Raw genomic sequence first — 20,938 nt, forward strand, 5'->3', positions numbered from 1 at the left:
GCTTAATAATAGCCCCACAAGTGTATAAAAAATGCCTGCCGCAATAGAAAATTCCGAGTATATTGTAAACAAATGCACCAAATAAATTTTGTTTAATGTTGCGTAATGTCGCCTTAGAAATTGCAATGGCATTAACAACCCCTAGGAGGGATCCACTACTAATTAAGGTAATATCAGAACTTTCAATTGCTACATCCGTCCCCGCTTCAATGGCAAAACCAACGTCGGCTGTAGCCAATGCAGGCGCATCATTAATTCGATTAGTAACCATCGCAACTTTTTCCCCTCTTGTTGCAATTCTTTGACTTTTTTTGCTTTATCTTCTGGAAGTACTTCAGCAATCACTTCTTGAATCCCCACTGCTTGAGCCACAGCATTTGCCGTAATTAGATTTTGTCTCCAGTAAAAATGACAATTTTTAATCCCATTTGTCGTAATCTAGCGAGTACTCTTTTAGAATCTGATTTAATCGGATGAACAATAGTTAGAAGACCGAGAATTTTTCCATGACTCATCAATTAGGGAACTCCCTTCAATAATTTTTCCGTCCACAGGGACTTTTTGCCCAGCCTAACGCGCAGGTGTTCATCCAATGGCCACGAAGAATAATAAAGAACAAAGAAACAAAAGAATCTAATAATAACCCACAGCCAGCCATTGAATGCATGATTGATTTACGGATGGAAGCGCCAAAATTTATTAATCATCAAAGGAAATCTTACAATAGCTGCTACAAAGGCTTTTTTTTGATTAAATTACGGAAACAATTTTGAAATTCGTCAGTATGTAAATCTCCCTCATCGATGTCAAAATGCGCCTCATATCCTTGTTTGTTTGACTACCTCAATTAATTTTTTCAGATCGATATATCCTCTCAATTTCCGCTTGTTTCGTAGCCAAATTTACCGCAACAGATCTTATACCAAGGACGTCTTTCAATGCAGTTTTGATACTAGCTACGCAACTAGCACAATGCATATTTTAATACTCAATCGGTATTTCATAACTCCTTCAAACGTAAAATAAAATTTATTTTAATCTGCCTGTCTCGAAATTAATAACCCACCCCCATTCTGAGCTTTTTGCAACAAATCCCTCACAAATACAATAACCCACAACAGCTACTAATGTTTCATTACAATAAATTAACGGTATGGAATCGCGTTGCCAAACTGGGATTCTCCATTCTTGCATTAATTTTTTTAATGAATGACTTTTTTTTCGCCCTACTGGTCGGCATCGTTCTCCCCCTTGCCGAAAACGTACTGTTAACCCACACAGATTAATTGCAGTCTTAATTCCCTTACCCTTTCGTTTTACTGCTTTCAAAATGCCTAAATTATTGGGAAGGGCCAAACAGCCCTGAAAGTCCCAAGGGATAATTAAGCTGGTATCGTAGAGCGGTGAAAAAGCTGATAAATACAGCTCATTTTCATATCGACGAACTTCTACGTCACCATAAGTAAAAATGGGATTTGCATCTTCTTTTGCCTCCAATACGTCTTTTCGTATCTGCTCTAATTGCTTAGTTTGAGGTGCAAGAAATCCCTCACGAGAAATCCACCGTCGCAAAATATTTCGCTGTCGCTCAGGCATTAATTGCAAAAGGGGTTTAATTGCCAATTTCGAGCTTGTTTGCATAGCTTGCAAATCATTATCCGCTAACCAATCAAGCAAAATAGCGGCTTCAGCACAATGGCTTGCTGACCGTGAAACAATGGCAAACACCTTCGGCCACCGCTGCTGTAAAACAGGTAATACTTCATGGCGTAGATAATTGCGATTAAAGCGCAATTCTAGATTCATATCATCTTCAATCCAATGCAAATGATTTTTTCAGCATAAATTTTTAATTCATAGCGATTAAAATTTAATAGCGGACGCAATAAATGTCCGGAACCTAATTTCTTTTTCATTGGCATAGCGCTTAATCCTTTGACACCGGAGCCACGCATTAACTGCAATAAAAAAGTTTCCGTTTGGTCATTTTGGGTGTGGGCTGTTAAAATATTTTCATCCTCGCAAATAATACGGCGAAATATTTCGTAACGGGCTTTTCGGGCAACCGCTTCAATGCTATCGCCTGGACGAATTGTTAGTCTTAACCGTTCCGCCTGAAAATGTACTTTTAATTTCTCACAAATATGTTGACAGTGTTGCTCCCACTGATCAGACTTTGGATTAAGTCCATGATTAATATGCACAGCCTGAATGTACAAAAGCGGATTCTTTTTAAGACATTCACTCATTGCATGTAAAAGGACATGAGAATCCAGCCCCCCACTATAGGCGATGTAAAAACGGGAATAGCTCGTGAGGGTAGTTAATACCGCGGAAAGTTTTTCTGGCATAAACACGCATTCAATCCTTGCCGTAACTTAACCACCGACGATAACGTTCTTCCAAAAGAGTATCCATAGGTTTGGACTGCAAGGTAGACAAATTTAACTGTAGGCGTTTTTTGAGTTTCGCTGGCATAGCGTCGACATCGCGGTGCGCGCCCCCGAGCGGTTCTTTCACTACTTCATCAATCAAGCCTAATTCGTTGAGTCGTTCTGCAGTTAGCCCTAGCGCTTCGGCAGCTTCACCTGCTTTTTCAGCGCTCTTCCATAAAATAGAAGCACAACCTTCGGGCGAAATTACGGAATAATAGGCATATTGCAACATTAAAGTACGATCTCCTACTCCAATGGCTAATGCGCCCCCGGAACAACCCTCCCCAATTACGGTACAGATAATCGGAGTTTTTAATTGTGACATTTCATAAAGATTTCGGGCGATGGCCTCACTTTGATTGCGTTCTTCAGCACCCACCCCGGGATAAGCACCCGGCGTATCAATTAACGTGATGACCGGAATTGAAAATCGTTCAGCAAGTTCATTAACCGCAGCGCTTTTCTAAATCCTTCGGGCTTTGCCATACCAAAATTGCGAGAGATTTTTTCCTTAGTAGTCCGACCTTTTTCCTGGCCAATTACCATAACCGGTTCATTATCTAAACGAGCTAATCCTCCAATAATGCCAGTATCGTCATCGTAATGGCGATCACCGTGTAACTCATTGAAATCTGAAAACATCCGCTGAAGATAATCGACAGTATGCGGGCGCAAAGGATGCCGCGCCAATTGCACAATTTGGTGTGCTTTTAAATCAGAAAAGATTTGGCGCGTCAATTGAGCATTTTTTTCTTCCAACTTAGCCACTTCTTCTCTAAGATTGAACTCTTGGCTGTTACCCACTCGACGGAGTTCGTCAATTTTTTCCTGAAGCTCTGCAATGGGTTGTTCAAAATCTAAATAATCTAGATTCATAATTAACCTATTTATTGAAACAAGTAGAGTTTAATGTAGCAGTTCCAATGTATTTCTGCTAGGAGAGTTAGTGTGTTATTATTTGCTTATAAGGGGTTAAGTATCCTTATCATTGCCATCGTTACCCTAACGGCAGGTTTTGCATCCTTACATTTTATTCGCCGTTATCAACATTTATTATCAATGGGTGATGCTTTTGCTGATGGTATCTTTCTAGGAGCAGCCGTCTTTCATTTATTCCCTGACGCCGTTCAGAGGCTATCGAACGAACTCAGTGCATTGAGCTCCTATGTGCTGGTTATTGTGCTTATGGGGTGTGTATTTTTACTTCTGTTTAGCCTTGAGCGTTCAATTATACTGAGAGAAAAACAACGTCAAATTATTTCCGCCGAGCAAATGTGTACGGCGAGTGCTTGGATGTTAACAGGAATTTTGTCGGTTCATGCTTTCATTGCTGGAGCCGCACTCGGCATTTCCGATTCAGCCAGCATTGTTTTGATTCTACTAATCGCTATTCTTGCTCACAAAGGGTTTGAAAGCTTTGCTTTAATGATAGGACTAAATCGGGGTATTAAAAAAGAAAAGAAAATTAAAGTAATTTTATGGGCTTTTACTTTCGTGACTCCGTTTGGAATCATCGTGGCTGCTTTTATTGAATCATTTCTTCAAACGCAAACGGCCGCTATTATCACGAGCTTATTTAGCGCCTTTGCTGCCGGCAGCTTCTTTTACATTGGCACGCTTCATGGAGGCTATGAGCATTTTCATCCCCCACGTGACTCTTTAAAGCGCTATCAAAAAATACTCGCCACTTTACTTGGTATTGTTACAATGGGTATTGTGGCGATTCGAACCTAGACTAATTATTATGAGGCTTCAATAGAAATTCGGTCATCGAAAACAAAACATTTCCCTTTAAAAAAAGCTCCACCGCATTTCTTAAAATAATTGAGGATGCCACCATCCAGTTGATAAACTTTTTTAAATCCTTTCTTTAACATCACCGCAGTTGCTTTTTCGCAACGAATCCCTCCCGTGCAGAAAGTCACAACAGGTTTTTCTTTCAAGGACTCTGCCAGTTTATCAATAGCCCGAGGAAAATCGCTAAATGATCGAAGATTAAGATCAATAGTGTTAGTGAAGGTTCCCATAGTCACTTCAAAATCGTTACGTGTATCGAGAATTACCATATCACGGTTTTCTTGATACCAGCGCTGAAACGTTTCAGGGGAAATATGCGAAGCCGTTTCTTTTTCAGGATTAATATGGGGGTAACGCATCGTGATAATTTCTTCTTTAATCCGAACGATAAATTTTTTAAAAGGATATGTTGAAGAAGAACTTTCTTTATAAAATAAATCGTTAAATTCAGGGAAATCCTCTAAAAATGTTTGAAAGGCTGAAATAGCTTCGGGCTCCCCGGCCAACATGAGATTAATCCCTTCGCAACTTAATAAAATTGTACCTTTCAATCGACATGCCTTTCCTTTATCTCGCAGCACTTTTTGCAAATCCGACAATAGTTCTTTTGTTAAAGTGATAAATTTATAAGCAGCTATATTCACAATTTTCATTATTCACTCCGATTCACCATGTGCACAGCTGTTTGTGCAGTAGGATAAATTTTAATTTCTCGTACATCCACGTGGGCAGGCGAGTCACGCAAAATGCAACCTTCTCAGCGATATCTTGAGAAGAAAGTGGCATGAAAACCCCTGATAGGTAATTTTAGCTCTTTCCTCATCACCCTTAAACCGTACTCGTGAAAAATTAGTTTCAACGGCACCAGGATCAACGGAACTTATTCGAATTGGCGTACCATGAACATCTATTTTTAATCCTTTACTAATCGCTCTCAGTGGAAATTTGGTAGTGCAATATACAAAACTCCACTCGGATAAACTTGATGGGAGGCAAGCGAATTGATGTTAATAATATTATGCCCTTGGTTGCGTTTAAGCATTGTAAGTAATACATAATAGGTGACGTACAACACGCCCCATTTATATTAGTATCAATCATCGTATCCCAATCATTGAGTTCCCCTCTTTCAAATTTCTCAAACCAAAAGAAGCCCGGCATTGTTTATAAGGACATCCACATTCTACCATTCAGCCGGTAATTGATGTAATTAGTTTTTAACCGAATTGAAATCTCTCACATCGAGGGGGAAAAAATAAACGTCGGCATGAATCAGCTTTGCAAGCCCGTCCGATACCACTAGAAGGTCCAGTTATTAAAACTATTTTGTTTGATAAATCTTTAGCCACGGCAAAAAGTATATCATTTTCATTATCATGCTGAAATTAAATCAGAACTAATCATGCGGAAAATAAAATCTATTTTGATGTTATTTTGCCTAGGAGCGATGATGCCCTTAATCAGTTGTGTAAAAAATTCGATCAATCTTCAAGACCCTTATGAAAAAATTAATCGAGCAATGTTTGGATTTGATCAGGCCGTAGATTACTTAGTTTACCAGCATGTGTGTGAGACCAAAAATCTATAAAACAATTACATCGCTGCCTTTGCAACGCGATATTTCTTCTAACCACCTTCACCAATTTGGACATGTTAACCACGGTGCCCAATGACGTTTTACAAGGCAAATTTCATTGGATGTTTATTGATGCTTGGCGTTTTATCATCAATAAGACTGTTGGAATCGAAAGGCTCTTTGATATAGCCACGCGAATGGGCCTGCCCCAAGCATCATGAAGATTTTAGAATAACATTGACTTTTTATAGTGGCCATAAACAACCTACTTATTTGTTGCTCCCTTTTCTGGGGCCAACTACCTTCCAAGTAGCTCTTACTCAACCTATCGATTATAACCTCCCCGTGGCCCTATTTACATCCTAAAAGCCTTCGTTACACTATTACGGAACTGAAAAATGGGTCAACATTCGTGGGGGTCGGGCTTGGGACGGAGATTAATCTGCCTGCTGTTGACGCCGATTCTGACCCCTACGGTTCTGTACAGAGTACTTATTTGCAGCAATGCAATAAGTTATCGCCGAAAACGAAAATGATTATATCCTTTCCCTAAAACGAAAGCGACCAAGGCACCAAATATCAGTCACGGACATTAGGTGATAACCCCGGGAGGATATAGTTCTAATAGATTTTCGCCCCACTTAATTCGAGCTACAATGCCTAAAGAGGAGAGAGTTTATGCACGCTGAGAATGAATCTCTTTTGGAAAGCTTTGATAATCAGATTATTCCTTGGATAGATGCACTCTTAACAGAGTTAGAAAATAAGCTTTATACATAAAATCCTGAAAGTTTTCTACGCTCAATGAGACAAGAATTGCGAGCAAGAAATCCATTGGATTCAATGGACCATCTGCCCGCAGTTTAACAAGAAAGGACGGATGAGACTGATCCTCAATTGATTAACTTTAATAGTTTAAAAAAATATTGGAGTGCCTGAAACGTTCCAAAGCGCTTTAGAAACTTATTGGCGAAGCAAAGGCTTGAAGATGAAACCGGAAGTATCCTTTCACCTTCAAAAAATAATAAAACAAACTATTCTCAACTATTGTCAATGCGTTCTTCAACGACCCGGAATTTTGAATTCGATATCCCAGGGTGAAAAAGAAGATTCCTGATATAGAGAACCCACATCGTTGGATTCGCGAGCCGACCAGAGGCGCTATTATTGACTTCCTGAATTTAACCACCCACAAGAAAATAGGGTGGCTTTCGGATTACTTTGCCTATTAGGAGTATTTTTCATAACCATAAAAGCTGTTATTTTTTCGGATAAAAAAGCGATAACGATAATCGACTCGACCCAGATAGCGCTTTTACTTTAGCGGCCCTCACTATCTTGCTATATTTTGTAGCACTGTGTTCTTGTTGTTCTCCACTCCTCTGTCGCGGATGGGTGGTTTTGGGGTCATGGGGATGAAGGGGAAAGCACCTAATCGCAGAGCACCCAGACAATTGCGGGATGCATTATCAACACGAGATGATGAAATAAATGCTGGAAGGAGATAGAGGATTCGAAAAATTCACCCGATTCAGAAGCTCAAATCTCTCCACGGCACTTAGGAAGTTCATCACCCTTGATTCTCTCTTTGTGGTTGGTGGCAGAAAAAAGGCTCTAATAATGTTTCATGTAGCGCTTTTTCAGCCTGAGATTCCCCCGCCCGCCCAATAAGGAGCAACATCATTTTTTTGCACGCCAATATCGGCGCCCAATTGCATTTAATTCATCCATTAGGGTTTCAGCTAGACGAAAAACCATTGCGCCGAGCGGGATTGGATTATCATAAATGGACAATGGTTATCCAACATGAAAATTTTGTTGCCTTTAAAAAAGCGTTCCCCAATCGTCGCATTTTTGCCTGCACTACTAAAGGAAAGACCATTTATTCCAATGTCTCTTATTAGCTTTCAGATATTTTTTATTTGGTCCGAAAAGTCGTGGCTTAGCACAAAATATTCGAGATGGGTTTCTGGAACTTCAGAAAATTCGCATTCCCATAGGGGTTACTACACAGCACAGCATTAATCTTGCCAACGCCGTTTCTATTATTTTATACGAAGCTTGGCGGCAACAAGGGCTCAACTCATCCCTTTAATTAAGGATTTTATAATTTTTTTAGAAAATGCATTAAGTTTCTGTTTTAGCAGACCGATGTAAAAGTTCATGAACAGCCTGTTTGGGATTAAGATTTTCATGCAGAATGCGATAAATTTGCTGGGTGACAGGCATTTCAATTTTATGTTTTTTTGCGAGTGACCAAACTTGGTTGGTATTATAAAGACCCTCAATCGCCTGACCAATCGCTTGCTCCGCATTTTCCTTTCTGACACCCTCCCCTAATGCTAAGCCGAACCGGCGATTACGTGATTGGTTATCCGTACAAGTAAGGACTAAATCACCTAATCCAGCCAATCCGATTAAGGTTTCTTGTCGGCCACCCAAGGTCTTAACCAAACGGCCCATCTCAGTTAATCCTCGGGTGATTAAAGCAGCACGAGCATTCGCGCCCAGCCCCAACCCATCGCTGATTCCGGCTGCAATGGCTAATATATTTTTTACACTTCCACAGATTTCAACTCCTACCAAATCGTTATTTTGATACACTCGAAAATAAGGACTATGTAGTCGTTCAATTAAATTCTGAGAAAAATCTGCATCATTACTGGCCACTGTTACCGCAGTCGGCAATCCAGCTGCCACCTCAGTAGCAAGGCTTGGCCCCGATAATGCCGCCATAGGTAATCGACCTAATTCTACTTCGATGACTTCATGCAACAAACGATTACCGGCTGCAAGACCTTTAGTTCCCCAAGCGATACGGCCGTGGGAATTAGCATAAGGTTTAATCCGTTGAACGACTTTCTGAAAAGCAAAACTAGGCACAACGATTAATATATCCGTCACTCCTTCGAGACTCGCTTCTAAATCATAATAAACATACAACGACTTCGGAAAGGGGTGATCTGGCAAATAACGGCGGTTAATTGCTTCGGATTGCATTTCCTGCACATGTTTTTCTTCGTGAGACCAGAGTCGAACACTTTGATTTTTCCGAGACAATAAAAGAGCCAGAGCCGTTCCCCAAGAACCAGCACCGAGGATAGTTAGAGGACGATGGCGATCCATTATATCTAATCCACACGATCACTATCGTTATTCTCTTGGAAACGATCGTGCTGTTCTAAGAGCAAGTCAAAATTCACTGGTGCCAAATAGAGCTGAGGGAATCCTCCACGAACAACCATATCTGTAATTACTTCGCGTGCATAGGGATAAAGGATATTAGGACAAAAGCTTCCCAACATTGGTCGCATTTGGTCTTCAGGCAAATTTTTTATAATAAAAATCCCACCCTGAAAAATTTCAGCTATAAAAATAATTTTTTCTTTCATTTTAACCATAGCTTTCACGGTTAAAACCACTTCATAGTTGTGGTTTCCCAAATCATTTGTCTTAGTGGCTAAATTCAAATCTAATTCCGGATTCCATTCCTCAAAAAACACATGAGGGCTATGTGGCGATTCAAATGACAAATCTTTCACATATAATCGTTGGATTGCAAATTCTGGGGGATTACTTGGCTGATTAACGTTTTGTTTTTCTGCCATCAGTTTTCCTCATTTTTATTAGAAATTAACAACTTATCCAGTTCTTTTCTTTGCTCTAACTTCCACAAGTCATCGAAACCACCAATTCCTCGATCATTTATAAATATCTGTGGAACACTGCGTCGTCCATTGCTTCGCTTGATCATTTCTTCAAATTTCGCGGGTTCTTTATCCACACGGATTTCTATATAATCCACTCCTTTTTGCTCAAGCAGGGCCTTGGCTCTTAAACAATAAGGACAATAATCAGTGGTGTAAATTTCTACTTTAATCATATCATTTCACCACAGGCATATTAGCATTGAACCATGCCCCTATACCGCCAGCAAGCATATAAACTTTTTGATAGCCTTGTTTGCGCAATTTATTTACAAAATAAGGAGATTTTTGGCCCATCCCACAAACAATGATTAACGGTTGTTCTTTATATTGTTCGAGCCCTTTCAAACTCTTATCAAATTCAGTGGCAGGAATATTAACCGCATGGGTGATATGTCCTTTCTCAAAGGTTTTAGGGTCACGAATATCAATAACTACAGCCTTTTCATTATTAATGAACCAGACTGCCTTAAAAGGCGTCAAACGATTATTTCCGCCAAGCCCTTTACTTCGAGCCTCTAAAATAAATAAGGCAATCAAGGCAATTATAAACGCTGTAACTAAAAGCCAATGATTAATAAAGAATTGAAGTAACTTTTTCATAATATAACGCGTTCATATAGTAAAACCTTGGCAAGTATACTTGATTCACCCAAGGGATGTAAGCGGGTCCCTTTTTATACTTTTGCTCGAAGTATCCGTTTCAAGATGAAAACATTAAGGCGAGGGCTTCTTTTTTACTATCAGGTAAATTTGTAAGTGTTAAGGTTGATAAACCAAGTACTTTGTAAAGCCCTATTAAATTGGTTTTTGACAACACTTGTAAGTGACGCTTAATCACCTCTAAGTCACCGCGGCTGATAGGTCCCGTTAAAACTCTTTCAGTTGATTGAGCAAAATCAAGATTATCTAGAGTATTTTTCATTAGATTTAAAATCATTTTAATTCCGTCTTCGCCCATTACTCCTGCATTTTTTAGACAAGATAAAGCACTATCGCATAAGGTCACTAAATAATTCGAAGCAAAAACGGCTGCAGCATGATAAATGGCTTTATTTTTCTTATCGATTGGATAAATCGAATAATTCATTGCTTTAAAAAGGTGAGATAATAAACTTAGCGCTTTATCATCGCCTTCGAGAGCACAATAAGTAGCACAATCGTTACTTATATTAGAAGATTTGGTAAAACTTCGCATCGGGTGAGCACTAGCAATGTAACAATCTTTTTCTTTTACAGAAATCAATAGATCCGATGAAAGAGAACCACTACAATGGAGCACAATGCTTCCCGATTTCAGATTAGGGCTCTTTGCCAAGTTTTGGCAACAAGTTTCTAGAACATCATCGTAAGTGGTAATAAAAGTAATGTCAGCCGGTGGCAATTCTCGGATGCTCGCGAAGGCCTCTCCTTGTCCAATAGAGGCTATTGCTTTCTTGCCGCTTTCTAATGAGCGATTACAAACTCCTTGAATAAGAGCAACATTTCTACCTACGATTTGTTTAGCGATAGTTTTTCCCACGCGCCCCACCCCAATGAAATTTATTTTAATGCTCATGCTATTGACTCAACTAAATTATCCAGATTTTCTATCTTAATAGGTGGTAAGTTATCAGAAGGTCTAAAATGAAAAAATTGACTGAAAAAATATAGCTCAGCTTCAAGAGCCGTTTTAATATTTTTTGCGTCCCTAAATCCATGTTGCTCATAGGTGAAGGTCACATAAGCATAAGGAAGTTCCTTTTTTTCATTTCGGCAATCATCATTTCGGCTTGAGCCGGTGGTACAACTTTATCTTCCAATCCCTGTAAAAAATAATCGGGCAAGATAATTTTTCTGTACAATTAAAGGGCGATCGAGCTTTATAAACCGCTTTTTTTTGCAGATAATTTCCTATTAATGTTTCTAAATAATGTGACTCAAATTTATGGGTGTCGTCCACAAAACCTTCCAAATCCGCAATACCAAAATAGCTTGCTCCTAATGAAAAAATGTCATAAAAAACTAAGGCACATAATACTGTATATCCGCCGGCGCTTCCTCCGCGGATAATTAATCGTTCAGGATCCACCTCTCCTTGTTTTACTAGGTAAGTAGCACCATTGACACAATCAGCAACATCGACAACACCCCACTGCCCCTTTAGACGTTCTCGATAAGCTTTTCCATAACCCGTACTGCCACCATAATTAACTTCAAAAACAGCAAATCCGCGACTGGTCCAAAATTGGTTTTTTAAATTTAATGCTGTGGAAGTAGCACCCGTGGGTCCGCCGTGACTAATAACAATTAGCGGAGGGTTTTCATTTTGTGGAGCTGTATAATCTTCATTATAAGGAGGATAATAAAAACCGTAAGCTGATTTTCCTTCTGCTGTAGGAAATTCAATCGATTTTGGCGATGAAAGGTATTTTTCATCAATTTTTAGCAATGTGCTCTCATATAAGATATTTAATTGACTATGATTAATATCATAACATACTAAGACAGGAAACTTGTTATGACTTGCTGCAATAAAAATAATCCGATTATTTTTGGCTACTAACGTCGGCGCAAAATTTGAAAAAGGCAGATTTAAAGGCGAATAATAACTGTCTTCAATGATTCCCAATGTTTGTTCACCTTTATCCGTTACAATAACAGCTAAGCGATTTTCATCTAAAAAGTCATAACTTTTGAGTCTAAAATTCCATTGCGGAAAGTCGCACTCCCGTTCCATTGGACAAATAGTTTCGAATTGTGTGCCATCGTAGCAATAAATATTTCCAAAACCACTTTTGTCTGAAAGAAAATAAAGTTTTCCATCAGGGCCAAAACGTGGCTGAGAAATAAACTCACCTACCCCTCCGGCAATCTTTTGGATATTGCTTAATTCAAGCTCGGCCGTAATATCAGACTGCCAAAGTTCGGTCCCATCCCACGGCATTTGTGGCTGATTCCAACAAGTCCAGACAATTTTATTTCCTAAGATATTTAGACGGGGGAAAGAATAAAAGTCATAACCTTGTGCTAATACTTTAATTTGTTGGCTTCCATCCGTAGAAAGACCCACTAGGTCATTTTCAACAGTTTTTCCATGCGATTCCCGAACGAGAATCAGCCATTTTTTATCAGGAGTTATAACCCCATCGGCATAGCGAAGTTTCATTTTCTCGACAGCAGGGGTAATTGGCTTCGGGGTATCGCCAAGCTTTTGGCGATACCAACGCTGATCTTTGTCATTAGCAAAATAAATTATGTTCCGATCCACGAGATAATCTCCCCCACCATATTCGTGAACACGAGTACGGACATGAAAACCAAAAGGCGTAACAGCATGCATTTTGCCTTCCGGCGAAAGGTGCATAATCACATGCCGCCCTACTTCTTCTGGACGCGTTCCAGCCAATAAATATCCTCGCCGGATGATTCAATATTCATGAGAACGCGAGAGGAAGCCGCTGCCACCTCTGCACTAATAGGCGATCGCCAGGTACCATACGGAGCTTGTTTTTCATGGCCATCATTTAACTGCAAATGGGATTAAAATTCAAAGCCACTTTTCAGGTTCTATGGATGGATCACCCCTCGAAATAACTTCTTGGAACAGGTAAAATGATCGCCTTTTTAACAAGCCTTAACCTAACGAGATTTGCCGAATGAGCCAGCCAACCAATAAACCAGCAAAACATCGCCCTAAGCCTATGGTACTCATTATTCTTGATGGGTTCGGGGAAAGTGAAAAAACAGCCCATAACGCGATCAAGCTCGCTAATACACCCACCTTAGACGAATTATGGCTCCATTGCCTCATACACTATTGCACGCTTCGGGTAGTACGGTAGGCTTACCAGAAGGGCAAATGGGCAATTCAGAAGTTGGGCATCTTCACATTGGTTCCGGTCGGAAAGTACCTCAAGATTTAACTCGAATTGATAAGGCAATCTCAAGCGGTGAATTTTTCAAGAATCCTGTTCTTATTGATGCCATCGAAAAAGCCAAACAGCATGACAAAGCCGTCCATATAATTGGTTTGTTATCACATGGCGGGGTACATAGTCGGGATACCCAAATTGCAGCAATGATCGAATTGGTGCATCTTCAGGGTGTAAAAAAAAATTATTTACACGCTATCTTGGACGGCCGCGATACTCCACCAAAATCGGCGTTATCGTCTATTAAAAAAATTGATAAACAGTTCCTTAGTTATTCTCAATCTCCTTCTAAGGGTACTACCCAGTCCAAGATCGCATCTCTTATCGGCCGTTATTATGCTATGGACCGCGACAAACGCTGGGATCGAACCCAAAAAGCGTATGATTTATTAACTAAAGGAATTGCTACTCATCACGCTGCCACCGCCGAAGAGGGGCTTGCTCTTACTTATGAACAAGGCGAAACCGATGAATTTATTAAACCGACTAGCATCCATCACAATGGGGGAAAACGCCTAACCGTGCAAGATGGCGACGTCATCATTTTTATGAACTTTCGCGCTGATCGCGCTCGGCAACTCACGCACGCATTTGTTGATAACTCTTTTACAGCTTTCGAGAGAAAAGTAACCCCAAAGCTCGCCAGTTTCGTAACTCTAACAACCTATGAAAAAAATCTCGATACCTCCGTCGCTTTTCCACCGATCCAGTTAACCAATACTTTGGGTGAATATTTATCTCGTTTGGGTCTTCGGCAACTGCGACTTGCTGAAACGGAAAAATACGCTCACGTAACTTATTTTTTAAATGGCGGTCAAGAATCCCTTTTCCGGGAGAGGATCGAATGTTAATTCCGTCGCCCAAGATAGCCACTTATGATCTTCAACCTGAAATGAGTGCTGAGGAAGTAACGGATAAACTCATAGAAATGATTAAAAATGGTGATTACGATCTTATTGTCTGCAATTTTGCTAATCCGGACATGGTGGGCCATACGGGTGAAGAAGCGGCTACCAAGACGGCTATTCACACGATCGATAATTGCCTAAAGCGTATTCTTGAAGCATTGCAATCAGCCGGCGGTGAAGCCCTAATTACAGCCGATCATGGCAATGCAGAAAAAATGTTTGACGAAAAAACAAAACAACCGCATACAGCTCATACCTGTAATCTGGTACCATTGATTTACGTAGGAAAAGAAGCTCAATTCCAAAAAGGAATTGGCGCTTTGGATGATGTAGCGCCAACTTTGCTCTTCCTTATCGGGCTCAAAAAACCATTTGAAATGACAGGACGTAACTTAATTATTTTGAAATAATATGCAAGGGAATTTGCTTATCCTTTTTCTCACTTTTCTGATCGAGATAATCTTTCCATTGAGTTTTGCTGCAGATCCTTATCCTTCCAACCTCAAAAAAAATTAATCATAAAATTGCAACTATTAAAGCCATTCTGTCACAAGATCAAAATAAACGAGTCATTTATTTTAAAAAACTTAAATCAGCGGAGATAGCTTCTAACGGGATACGGTTCCACTTTTAAAGAATAGAAGAGTATTTAAAAAAACAAACTGCGTTAAAAAACAAACTGCGTTATTACAAAAATTAAACCGGGATGAAAAAGCATACGAAATTAAGCTCGCCACTCAGCATCAGGGTCTCGCTCAACAAATCCGTTCTGCCTATATATTGGAACGAGAGCCTTATCTCAAGCTCATTCTGAATCAAAATAATTCGGATCGTGTCACCCAGCTTTTGATGTATTATCATTATCTTGGTCAAAATCATTTGATTGCTATTCACGATTTGCAAGTAACTCTTAGTTAATTGCAGAATAATCAAACTGAAATTAAATCCCAAACAGCGATTTTACAAAAATTACAAAATCAGAAACGTGAAATTCTTGCTAGATTAGAAATACAAAAACGAGAGCGTCAACAAGCCATTTCAGATCTTATATAATGAAATTCAAACTAAAAATCAGCGACTGGATGAATTATTAACCAACAAACAACTATTAGAAAACACGCTAGTCGGTATCGAGCAACGCGCTCGACGTGAGGCAGTGATGAAAGTGGATTTTGCTAAATTAAAAGGTTATTTGACCTGGTACCATGAAAGGTACCCTTCTTCCTTATTTTGGCACTTCAATCAACTACAGTGAATTAAAATGAGACGACATCTTGATCGCAGCATCCGAAGACGAGCTCGTTTATGCAGTAGCTTCCGACAAAGTAGCTTTCACTAAGTGGTTGCCATATTATAGATTTTTATTGATTATCAACCATGGACATGGTTATATGACACTTTATGGACGGAATTATTTTTTATATATAAAGTCCGGTGCCGTAGTCCAAAAAGGCGATTTGGTAGCCACTGTAGGAGGAAGCGGCGGCTATGACAAAAACCAGCACTTTATTTTGCTATTCGCCATAATGCTAAACCTCTAAATTCTTTAGAATGGTGCGAGCGATGAGAAAATCGATGAAGTTACGCTGGTCAATCAGCAGAGATAAACTGCGATCTATTTCTAAAGGTAAAATTGTATTCGTAACATCATTTTTTGGTTTGGTCTTAAGTTTTTTTACATCCACCCTAGCTATTCCTCATCCATTGCTGCCAACAATAACGCCAACGCAAATTGAAAATCAAAACGATGAATTGTCAAAAAAGAATATTCAACGCTTCGTTACCACTATAGCCCTTATCCACCGTTATTACATTAAAAATGTTGAAAATGATGAATTGTTCAATAGTGCCATTAGTGGCATGATCACCAGCCTTGACCCTCATTCCAGCTATCTCGACACTAACGATTTGAAAGAGCTTAAAACGACTGTATCGGGCGAATTTATAGGCATCGGCATTGAACTTACTCTTTCAAAAGATGGACTTTTAAAAGTCATTAGTCCGCTAGACGACTCTCCTGCTGCCCGCGCCGAAATTAAACCCAATGATTTTATCTTAAAAATTAACGGACAACTGGTTCAAAATATGAGTTTACCGGAAGCAGTGAGTAGGATAAAAGGCAAGAAAGGCACCAGTGTTACATTAACGGTTTTACGAAAATTTATGGATAAACCTCTTATTTTTAATATCACTCGCGAACCGATTCATTTAATTAGCGTAAAAAGTAAGATGTTGGAACCAGGCTACGGCTACGTTCGAATTACCTTTTTCCAAGGGCCTGTGGTCACACAATTGCATGAGGCAATTTCTAAATTGAAAACGGAGTCCAATAGTCATTTGAAAGGTTTAGTTCTTGATTTGCGCAATAATCCCGGCGGACTTTTGGATGTCAGTGCTGGAGTAGCTGATAGTTTTCTCGATTCCAATAAAATTCATCAATATAACGATTACATTGTTTATACCAAAGGTCGATTTCCCGGCGCCGACATTAAGATCAAAGCTACCTCGGGGGATTTAATTTCTAACACTCCGATGGTGGTGTTAATTAATGGAGGCTCTGCTTCTGCTTCAGAAATCGTAGCAGGTGCTCTTCAAGATTATAAACGCGCCATCATTATGGGTACGCCGAGCTTTGGAAAAGGATCTGTTCAAACTGTGTTGCCTATTGGTCATGACGATGCCATTAAATTAACCACGGCTTTGTACTACACCCCAGCTGGTCGAGAAATTCAAGAAAAAGGAATTATTCCAAACGTTACTGTGCCCGAACTTACCATCAAGCCTGCTGAAATGGGCTTAACCCTCGATGAAGCAGATTTCCAAAATCATTTACCCAATGATATGGTTAAAAGCTCGAAAACAGCGGTTGAACAAGAAAAAAAACTATTGGAAGCTCAATTAGAATTAGCAAAAACAGATTACCAATTGTATGAAGCGTTTCTTATGTTGCATGGGTTAAATGCCCATTTCTAATAAAAAACTCCTATAACAAAATTCCTGGTCTACCTCAGGGAATTTTTTATTTCAGAAAATCAAAGTCACACCTATGACACCACTTTAAGTTGCGCTTACTTCTTCTATAGTGCTAGTGGTGTCGACGCTGCCATACCTTTAGTCGAGGAGCCGCCTAGTTCCCAAGTTGTTCATCCACTCTTCCCAACTTTCCAAAACACCAGAATATCCCTTTTACAGCAATTCCTATTGCGGCAATGCCCGCAGCCCAAAAGAGGGAATTCTTTCCAATCTCGCCTAACATCTCCAAGGTATCATCATTCCCACTTTCATTTCGATTAAAAACAAAGCAATTTAAATCATCCTTCGATTTACGTCTCTGAGAGCTTATTAAATTTTCTCTTAAAAGAAGCTTAAGCTCTAAAATAATCTAATTTCCGTATCTCGGCTTTAGAAATATCATTAGAGGATTTCTCTCTGATCCCATTACTGTAGTAACAGAGATGGACATTATTTTCACCAAGTCAATTTTTGTACCATGTCTAAATATCTACAAATTGTACTTTCGGTATATTTGGATAAACTGACCTGCCTGGGGGGGGAACATATATACTGTATTGATCTGTAGATACCAGATTTACCTTAAGTTCACATTAAAGAATGAGCACATCAGGACCTACTTTCGTAGCGGTGTTTACAATACAAACATTGCCTTGACCATAACTGAGGTGGGCTACTAACAACAACAACTACTAACAACAACAATAATAATAAGCCGATCACGAACTTTTTAAATATTAATGGATCTGTTTCCTTCGTCTAATTTTCGAGAGATTTCAATGCGTTCTAAACGCATCCTATGATTTTTTTATAATTTTTTCTTTATAAGTTTCTATTAGGATTTCTGTATTTTGTTATCCAAAGGAAAAAATTAAATCAAAGAGGAGAAATTTTTAAATGCTCGATTCTTCAAGAAAGTCTTTCGGCGAGAAAGAAACTGTTTCTGCTATTTAGTTCTTCGCTGCTTCTTATAAGCCACTTAATCTGCAGTGGTGATGGATTGAAGCTAATTAGTACCATAATAGTTTTATCAATGCCTTTGCTCTTTCTCCTTATGAGAACAGTGGAGGCATTTGATCAGGGATTAGAAAGACTCCAAAATAGATTTTTTGCACCACCAAACTTTCCAGCAGCTGATAACTCTGCTCCTAATCTGGAGGCTGCTCAAGAAAATGAAAACAATAAAGTGGATGAAGAAAATAGGAATGGAGTAGATCACGAGCCCGAATTAAAGGTCCGTTCGTTATAACCAAGTTAATGGATGAATTTGAAACCTATGCAATAGTTTTTGGAAAAATAACTGCGTCAAAAAAACTAGACCGCCACCGGCGCTTTAATAGCCGGGTGAGGATTGTAATTAATAATTTCAAAGTCAGCGAAATCGTAATTGTACAACGATGCCGGTTTTCGTCTGATTTTTAATTGCGGTAATTCACGAGGAGGACGCGATAATTGTTCACGAACTTGGTCCAAGTGATTATTGTAAATGTGACAATCGCCTCCCGACCAAATAAATTCTCCTACTTTTAAATCAAATTGTTCAGCTACCATATGTGTTAATAACGAATAAGAAGCGATATTAAAAGGTACCCCTAAAAAAGCATCTGCTGACCGTTGGGTCAATTTACAGGAAATCGTGCTATCAACTATGTAAAATTGAAAAAGCAAATGACATGGCGGCAAGGTCATTTGATCTAATTCCCCTACGTTCCAAGCACTAACAATCAATCGTCGTGAATCAGGATTAGTTTTTATAGTATCAAGGAGTCGTTCCATTTGATCGATGATCCGCCCATCAACACACTGCCAATGACGCCATTGCTTTCCATAAATAGGCCCTAATTCCCCATTTTCATCTGCCCATTCATCCCATATAGTAACGCCATTATCATTTAAATATTGAATATTAGTATCGCCTTTTAAAAACCATAACAATTCATAAATAACGCTTTTTAGATGGATTTTCTTTGTCGTGACTAAAGGGAATCTTTGCTGCAAATCAAACCGCATTTCGTAGCTAAAAATACTACGTGTCCCAACGCCAGTTCGATTTTTCTTACTAATACCGTGTTCCAGAATAAAATTTAAAAACTCGAGGTATTGTTTCATCATCCTATCACTACGAGATTTGTTTTTGCCGAAGCTTACTTCGCCGATGGCATCATATGCATTTGCGCTACCATGGTTGTTAGCAAGATTAACGAAAGTACCCATCATATAACGGCCATAATATGCAGCATAGCCACACGTTTAATCAACCAAAATACACTCGCAATGATAAAGCTAGCCAGCAGGGGAACAATTAAGAGGGCTATCATATTTTGAATCAGCCTCCCGCTGCATCATCGGAAAAAGATCATATGAAGCATTCGCGTAATATAATTGTAAACATAAATTAGTAAACATAAATTAATCCATCTAAAATATGCCTCAGTTCAGTTCTAAAAAATATCGCCGCCAATGAAAGTAATATAATTAAGAACGAATTGTTTAATCATTTTAATGTTCCCTGTGCCGATATGCCCACCACAAACATAACCCGCCGCCGATAATCATTGGTAACGATAGAAGTTGTCCCATAGTCAAACACCCAAATGCAATATATCCCAATTGCGGATCGGGCTGACGAAAAAATTCCACCGTGAAGCGAAATAATCCATAAAAGAGTAAGAATAAGGATGTTACCGCAAATCGTGGTCGAAGTTTATCAGAAAACCACCATATAATAATAAAGAGCAAAATTCCTTCTAAAAAGAATTCATAGAGCTGTGAGGGATGACGCAGGAAAGGCCCCACATCATCGGGGAAGACCATTCCCCAAGGCACTGTTGTGACCCGTCCCCATAATTCACCATTGATGAAATTCCCGATTCTTCCTGCTGCTAAACCTAAGGGCACTAAAGGTGCAGAAAAATCGGTTACATACATCCATTGCTTTTTAGTTCGGCGGCTGAAAAGCCACATAGCTATTCCCACTCCAATAAGACCACCATGAAACGACATACCTCCATGCCATACTTCAAAAATAGTCAACGGGTTAGCAATAAAATTAAAAAAATCATAAAAAATCATGTACCTAACCGACCACCAATAATTACCCCCAACGCACTGTAAAAAATTAAATCGCCAACTTGCGCCGGATTCCACCCTCGCTGGGGTTGACGAGCACGATATAAGGCTAACCCCCAAGCAGATACAAATCCCACTAAATACATGAGTCCATACCAATGCACTTTAATCGGCCCTAGTTTAAAGGCTATTGGATTAATATTTGGATAATGAAGCATTATAAACTCCTCAAGCCTATGACTTTATTGCAAGGAATTCAAACAGAAATAATCTGAGAAAACTCAGTATTTTTTACCTTCCCGCACGAATTAGCCCCCCCAAACCTGCTTCTTCGAGAGTATTTTCCATATGAAGACGAATATCTTTGGGATCATCCATTTTTAAAACTTCTTCTAATAATTCTTTGGTTTTCTCTAATGAGAAATTACGAATAACCCATTTCACGCGCGGTAATATTCGAGCGTTCATACTCAACATATCAAATCCCATTGCCAACAATAAAACTACGGCCAGAGGATCA

At 39.3% G+C, this 20,938-nt stretch carries 18 protein-coding genes and 7 pseudogenes; 9 read left to right on the forward strand and 16 right to left on the reverse strand.

The features are described from left to right. From B1F79_RS04845 to B1F79_RS04865, 6 genes and pseudogenes are all read right to left on the reverse strand, one after another. Positions 1–271, reverse strand: a pseudogene (locus B1F79_RS04845) (heavy metal translocating P-type ATPase); the annotation flags it as partial. After that, the gene (locus B1F79_RS07195) at positions 190–372 is read right to left on the reverse strand and encodes a hypothetical protein (protein ID WP_251366215.1); all 183 of its coding nucleotides are present in this window, start codon (positions 370–372) and stop codon (positions 190–192) included. The gene B1F79_RS07195 and the pseudogene B1F79_RS04845, both read right to left, overlap by 82 nt. A 471-nt stretch (positions 373–843) precedes the next feature. Beyond that, the gene (locus B1F79_RS07080; RefSeq protein ID WP_372443155.1) at positions 844–978 is read right to left on the reverse strand and encodes a heavy-metal-associated domain-containing protein; all 135 of its coding nucleotides are present in this window, start codon (positions 976–978) and stop codon (positions 844–846) included. A gap of 51 nt (positions 979–1,029) precedes the next feature. After that, complete coding sequence (gene tilS, locus B1F79_RS04855; RefSeq protein ID WP_251366216.1) at positions 1,030–1,806, reverse strand: tRNA lysidine(34) synthetase TilS; 777 nt, start codon at positions 1,804–1,806, stop codon at positions 1,030–1,032. Then, on the reverse strand, positions 1,803–2,351 hold the full coding sequence (gene tilS, locus B1F79_RS04860) for a tRNA lysidine(34) synthetase TilS (RefSeq protein WP_251366227.1): 549 nt from the start codon (positions 2,349–2,351) through the stop codon (positions 1,803–1,805). The genes tilS (B1F79_RS04855) and tilS (B1F79_RS04860) overlap by 4 nt, the downstream gene beginning before the upstream one ends. Positions 2,352–2,361: 10 nt before the next feature. Next, a pseudogene (locus B1F79_RS04865) lies at positions 2,362–3,311 on the reverse strand (acetyl-CoA carboxylase carboxyltransferase subunit alpha). 72 nt (positions 3,312–3,383) lie between these two features. Between B1F79_RS04865 and B1F79_RS06635 the strand changes: the two are divergent. Further along, positions 3,384–4,169, forward strand: a complete 786-nt coding sequence (locus B1F79_RS06635; protein ID WP_251366217.1) for a ZIP family metal transporter — start codon at positions 3,384–3,386, stop codon at positions 4,167–4,169. An 8-nt stretch (positions 4,170–4,177) separates the two neighbouring features. Here B1F79_RS06635 and trhO read toward each other — a convergent pair whose 3' ends face one another. After that, on the reverse strand, positions 4,178–4,885 hold the full coding sequence (trhO, locus tag B1F79_RS04875; RefSeq protein WP_251366218.1) for an oxygen-dependent tRNA uridine(34) hydroxylase TrhO: 708 nt from the start codon (positions 4,883–4,885) through the stop codon (positions 4,178–4,180). Positions 4,886–5,876: 991 nt separating this feature from the next. Between trhO and B1F79_RS07085 the strand changes: the two genes are divergently transcribed. From B1F79_RS07085 to B1F79_RS04880, 3 genes and pseudogenes are all read left to right on the forward strand, one after another. Next, complete coding sequence (locus B1F79_RS07085; protein ID WP_372443156.1) at positions 5,877–6,029, forward strand: MlaA family lipoprotein; 153 nt, start codon at positions 5,877–5,879, stop codon at positions 6,027–6,029. Further along, positions 6,016–6,174: pseudogene (locus B1F79_RS07090) on the forward strand (MlaA family lipoprotein); the annotation flags it as partial. The gene B1F79_RS07085 and the pseudogene B1F79_RS07090, both read left to right, overlap by 14 nt. Before the next feature lie 1,254 nt (positions 6,175–7,428). After that, positions 7,429–7,903 (forward strand): annotated as a pseudogene (locus B1F79_RS04880) (tRNA (cytidine(34)-2'-O)-methyltransferase). 32 nt (positions 7,904–7,935) lie between these two features. Here B1F79_RS04880 and B1F79_RS04885 read toward each other — a convergent pair. The 6 genes from B1F79_RS04885 to B1F79_RS04910 all read right to left on the reverse strand — a co-directional run bounded on the left by B1F79_RS04885 (position 7,936) and on the right by B1F79_RS04910 (position 12,903). Next, a complete protein-coding gene (locus tag B1F79_RS04885) occupies positions 7,936–8,934 on the reverse strand; it encodes an NAD(P)H-dependent glycerol-3-phosphate dehydrogenase (RefSeq protein ID WP_251366219.1) in 999 nt (332 codons plus the stop codon). 5 nt (positions 8,935–8,939) lie between these two features. Next, positions 8,940–9,416: a protein-export chaperone SecB gene (gene secB / locus B1F79_RS04890; RefSeq protein WP_251366220.1), complete on the reverse strand. Its 477-nt coding sequence runs from the start codon at positions 9,414–9,416 to the stop codon at positions 8,940–8,942. Beyond that, the gene (gene grxC, locus B1F79_RS04895) at positions 9,416–9,691 is read right to left on the reverse strand and encodes a glutaredoxin 3 (RefSeq protein ID WP_251366221.1); all 276 of its coding nucleotides are present in this window, start codon (positions 9,689–9,691) and stop codon (positions 9,416–9,418) included. Before grxC ends, secB begins: the two co-directional genes overlap by 1 nt. Before the next feature lies 1 nt (position 9,692). After that, on the reverse strand, positions 9,693–10,118 hold the full coding sequence (locus B1F79_RS04900; RefSeq protein ID WP_251366222.1) for a rhodanese-like domain-containing protein: 426 nt from the start codon (positions 10,116–10,118) through the stop codon (positions 9,693–9,695). 100 nt (positions 10,119–10,218) lie between these two features. Next, positions 10,219–11,073 carry a Rossmann-like and DUF2520 domain-containing protein gene (locus B1F79_RS04905; RefSeq protein WP_251366223.1) on the reverse strand — a complete coding sequence of 285 codons (855 nt, stop codon included), beginning with the start codon at positions 11,071–11,073 and terminating at the stop codon, positions 10,219–10,221. Positions 11,074–11,277: 204 nt separating this feature from the next. Then, a complete protein-coding gene (locus B1F79_RS04910; protein ID WP_251366224.1) occupies positions 11,278–12,903 on the reverse strand; it encodes a S9 family peptidase in 1,626 nt (541 codons plus the stop codon). 250 nt (positions 12,904–13,153) lie between these two features. On the opposite strand from B1F79_RS04910, the pseudogene gpmI reads away from it, so the two are divergent. The 5 genes and pseudogenes from gpmI to B1F79_RS04930 all read left to right on the forward strand — a co-directional run bounded on the left by gpmI (position 13,154) and on the right by B1F79_RS04930 (position 18,598). Then, positions 13,154–14,747, forward strand: a pseudogene (gene gpmI / locus B1F79_RS04915) (2,3-bisphosphoglycerate-independent phosphoglycerate mutase). Between the two features lie 508 nt (positions 14,748–15,255). Beyond that, complete coding sequence (locus tag B1F79_RS06435; RefSeq protein ID WP_285896409.1) at positions 15,256–15,390, forward strand: hypothetical protein; 135 nt, start codon at positions 15,256–15,258, stop codon at positions 15,388–15,390. A 221-nt stretch (positions 15,391–15,611) separates the two neighbouring features. After that, positions 15,612–15,878 (forward strand): M23 family metallopeptidase, encoded by a 267-nt coding sequence (locus B1F79_RS04920; RefSeq protein WP_251366225.1) that lies wholly within the window; start codon positions 15,612–15,614, stop codon positions 15,876–15,878. A 118-nt stretch (positions 15,879–15,996) separates the two neighbouring features. Next, positions 15,997–17,310, forward strand: a complete 1,314-nt coding sequence (locus B1F79_RS04925) for a S41 family peptidase (protein ID WP_372443157.1) — start codon at positions 15,997–15,999, stop codon at positions 17,308–17,310. Positions 17,311–18,382: 1,072 nt separating this feature from the next. Further along, the gene (locus B1F79_RS04930) at positions 18,383–18,598 is read left to right on the forward strand and encodes a hypothetical protein (protein ID WP_251366226.1); all 216 of its coding nucleotides are present in this window, start codon (positions 18,383–18,385) and stop codon (positions 18,596–18,598) included. A 65-nt stretch (positions 18,599–18,663) separates the two neighbouring features. On the opposite strand, the gene B1F79_RS04935 is transcribed toward B1F79_RS04930, so the two are convergent. The 3 genes and pseudogenes from B1F79_RS04935 to B1F79_RS04945 all read right to left on the reverse strand — a co-directional run. Beyond that, the gene (locus B1F79_RS04935; protein ID WP_251366229.1) at positions 18,664–19,458 is read right to left on the reverse strand and encodes a thymidylate synthase; all 795 of its coding nucleotides are present in this window, start codon (positions 19,456–19,458) and stop codon (positions 18,664–18,666) included. Between the two features lie 390 nt (positions 19,459–19,848). Next, a pseudogene (gene lgt, locus B1F79_RS04940) lies at positions 19,849–20,636 on the reverse strand (prolipoprotein diacylglyceryl transferase). Positions 20,637–20,709: 73 nt separating this feature from the next. Next, positions 20,710–20,938 (reverse strand): annotated as a pseudogene (locus B1F79_RS04945) (phosphoenolpyruvate--protein phosphotransferase); the annotation flags it as partial.

The sequence above is a fragment of the Coxiella-like endosymbiont of Rhipicephalus sanguineus genome, from assembly GCF_018687865.1.

Excerpts from the sequence above, each read along its gene's own strand:
- B1F79_RS07080 (WP_372443155.1), bottom strand. The coding sequence starts at position 978 with ATGCATTGTGCTAGTTGCGTAGCTAGTATCAAAACTGCATTGAAAGAC.
- grxC (WP_251366221.1), bottom strand. The coding sequence starts at position 9,691 with ATGATTAAAGTAGAAATTTACACCACTGATTATTGTCCTTATTGTTTA.
- B1F79_RS04930 (WP_251366226.1), top strand. The coding sequence starts at position 18,383 with ATGCCTTTGCTCTTTCTCCTTATGAGAACAGTGGAGGCATTTGATCAG.
- B1F79_RS04900 (WP_251366222.1), bottom strand. The coding sequence starts at position 10,118 with ATGAAAAAGTTACTTCAATTCTTTATTAATCATTGGCTTTTAGTTACA.
- secB (WP_251366220.1), bottom strand. The coding sequence starts at position 9,416 with ATGGCAGAAAAACAAAACGTTAATCAGCCAAGTAATCCCCCAGAATTT.
- B1F79_RS04885 (WP_251366219.1), bottom strand. The coding sequence starts at position 8,934 with ATGGATCGCCATCGTCCTCTAACTATCCTCGGTGCTGGTTCTTGGGGA.
- B1F79_RS04905 (WP_251366223.1), bottom strand. The coding sequence starts at position 11,073 with ATGAGCATTAAAATAAATTTCATTGGGGTGGGGCGCGTGGGAAAAACT.
- tilS (WP_251366216.1), bottom strand. The coding sequence starts at position 1,806 with ATGAATCTAGAATTGCGCTTTAATCGCAATTATCTACGCCATGAAGTA.
- trhO (WP_251366218.1), bottom strand. The coding sequence starts at position 4,885 with ATGAAAATTGTGAATATAGCTGCTTATAAATTTATCACTTTAACAAAA.
- tilS (WP_251366227.1), bottom strand. The coding sequence starts at position 2,351 with ATGCCAGAAAAACTTTCCGCGGTATTAACTACCCTCACGAGCTATTCC.
- B1F79_RS04935 (WP_251366229.1), bottom strand. The coding sequence starts at position 19,458 with ATGAAACAATACCTCGAGTTTTTAAATTTTATTCTGGAACACGGTATT.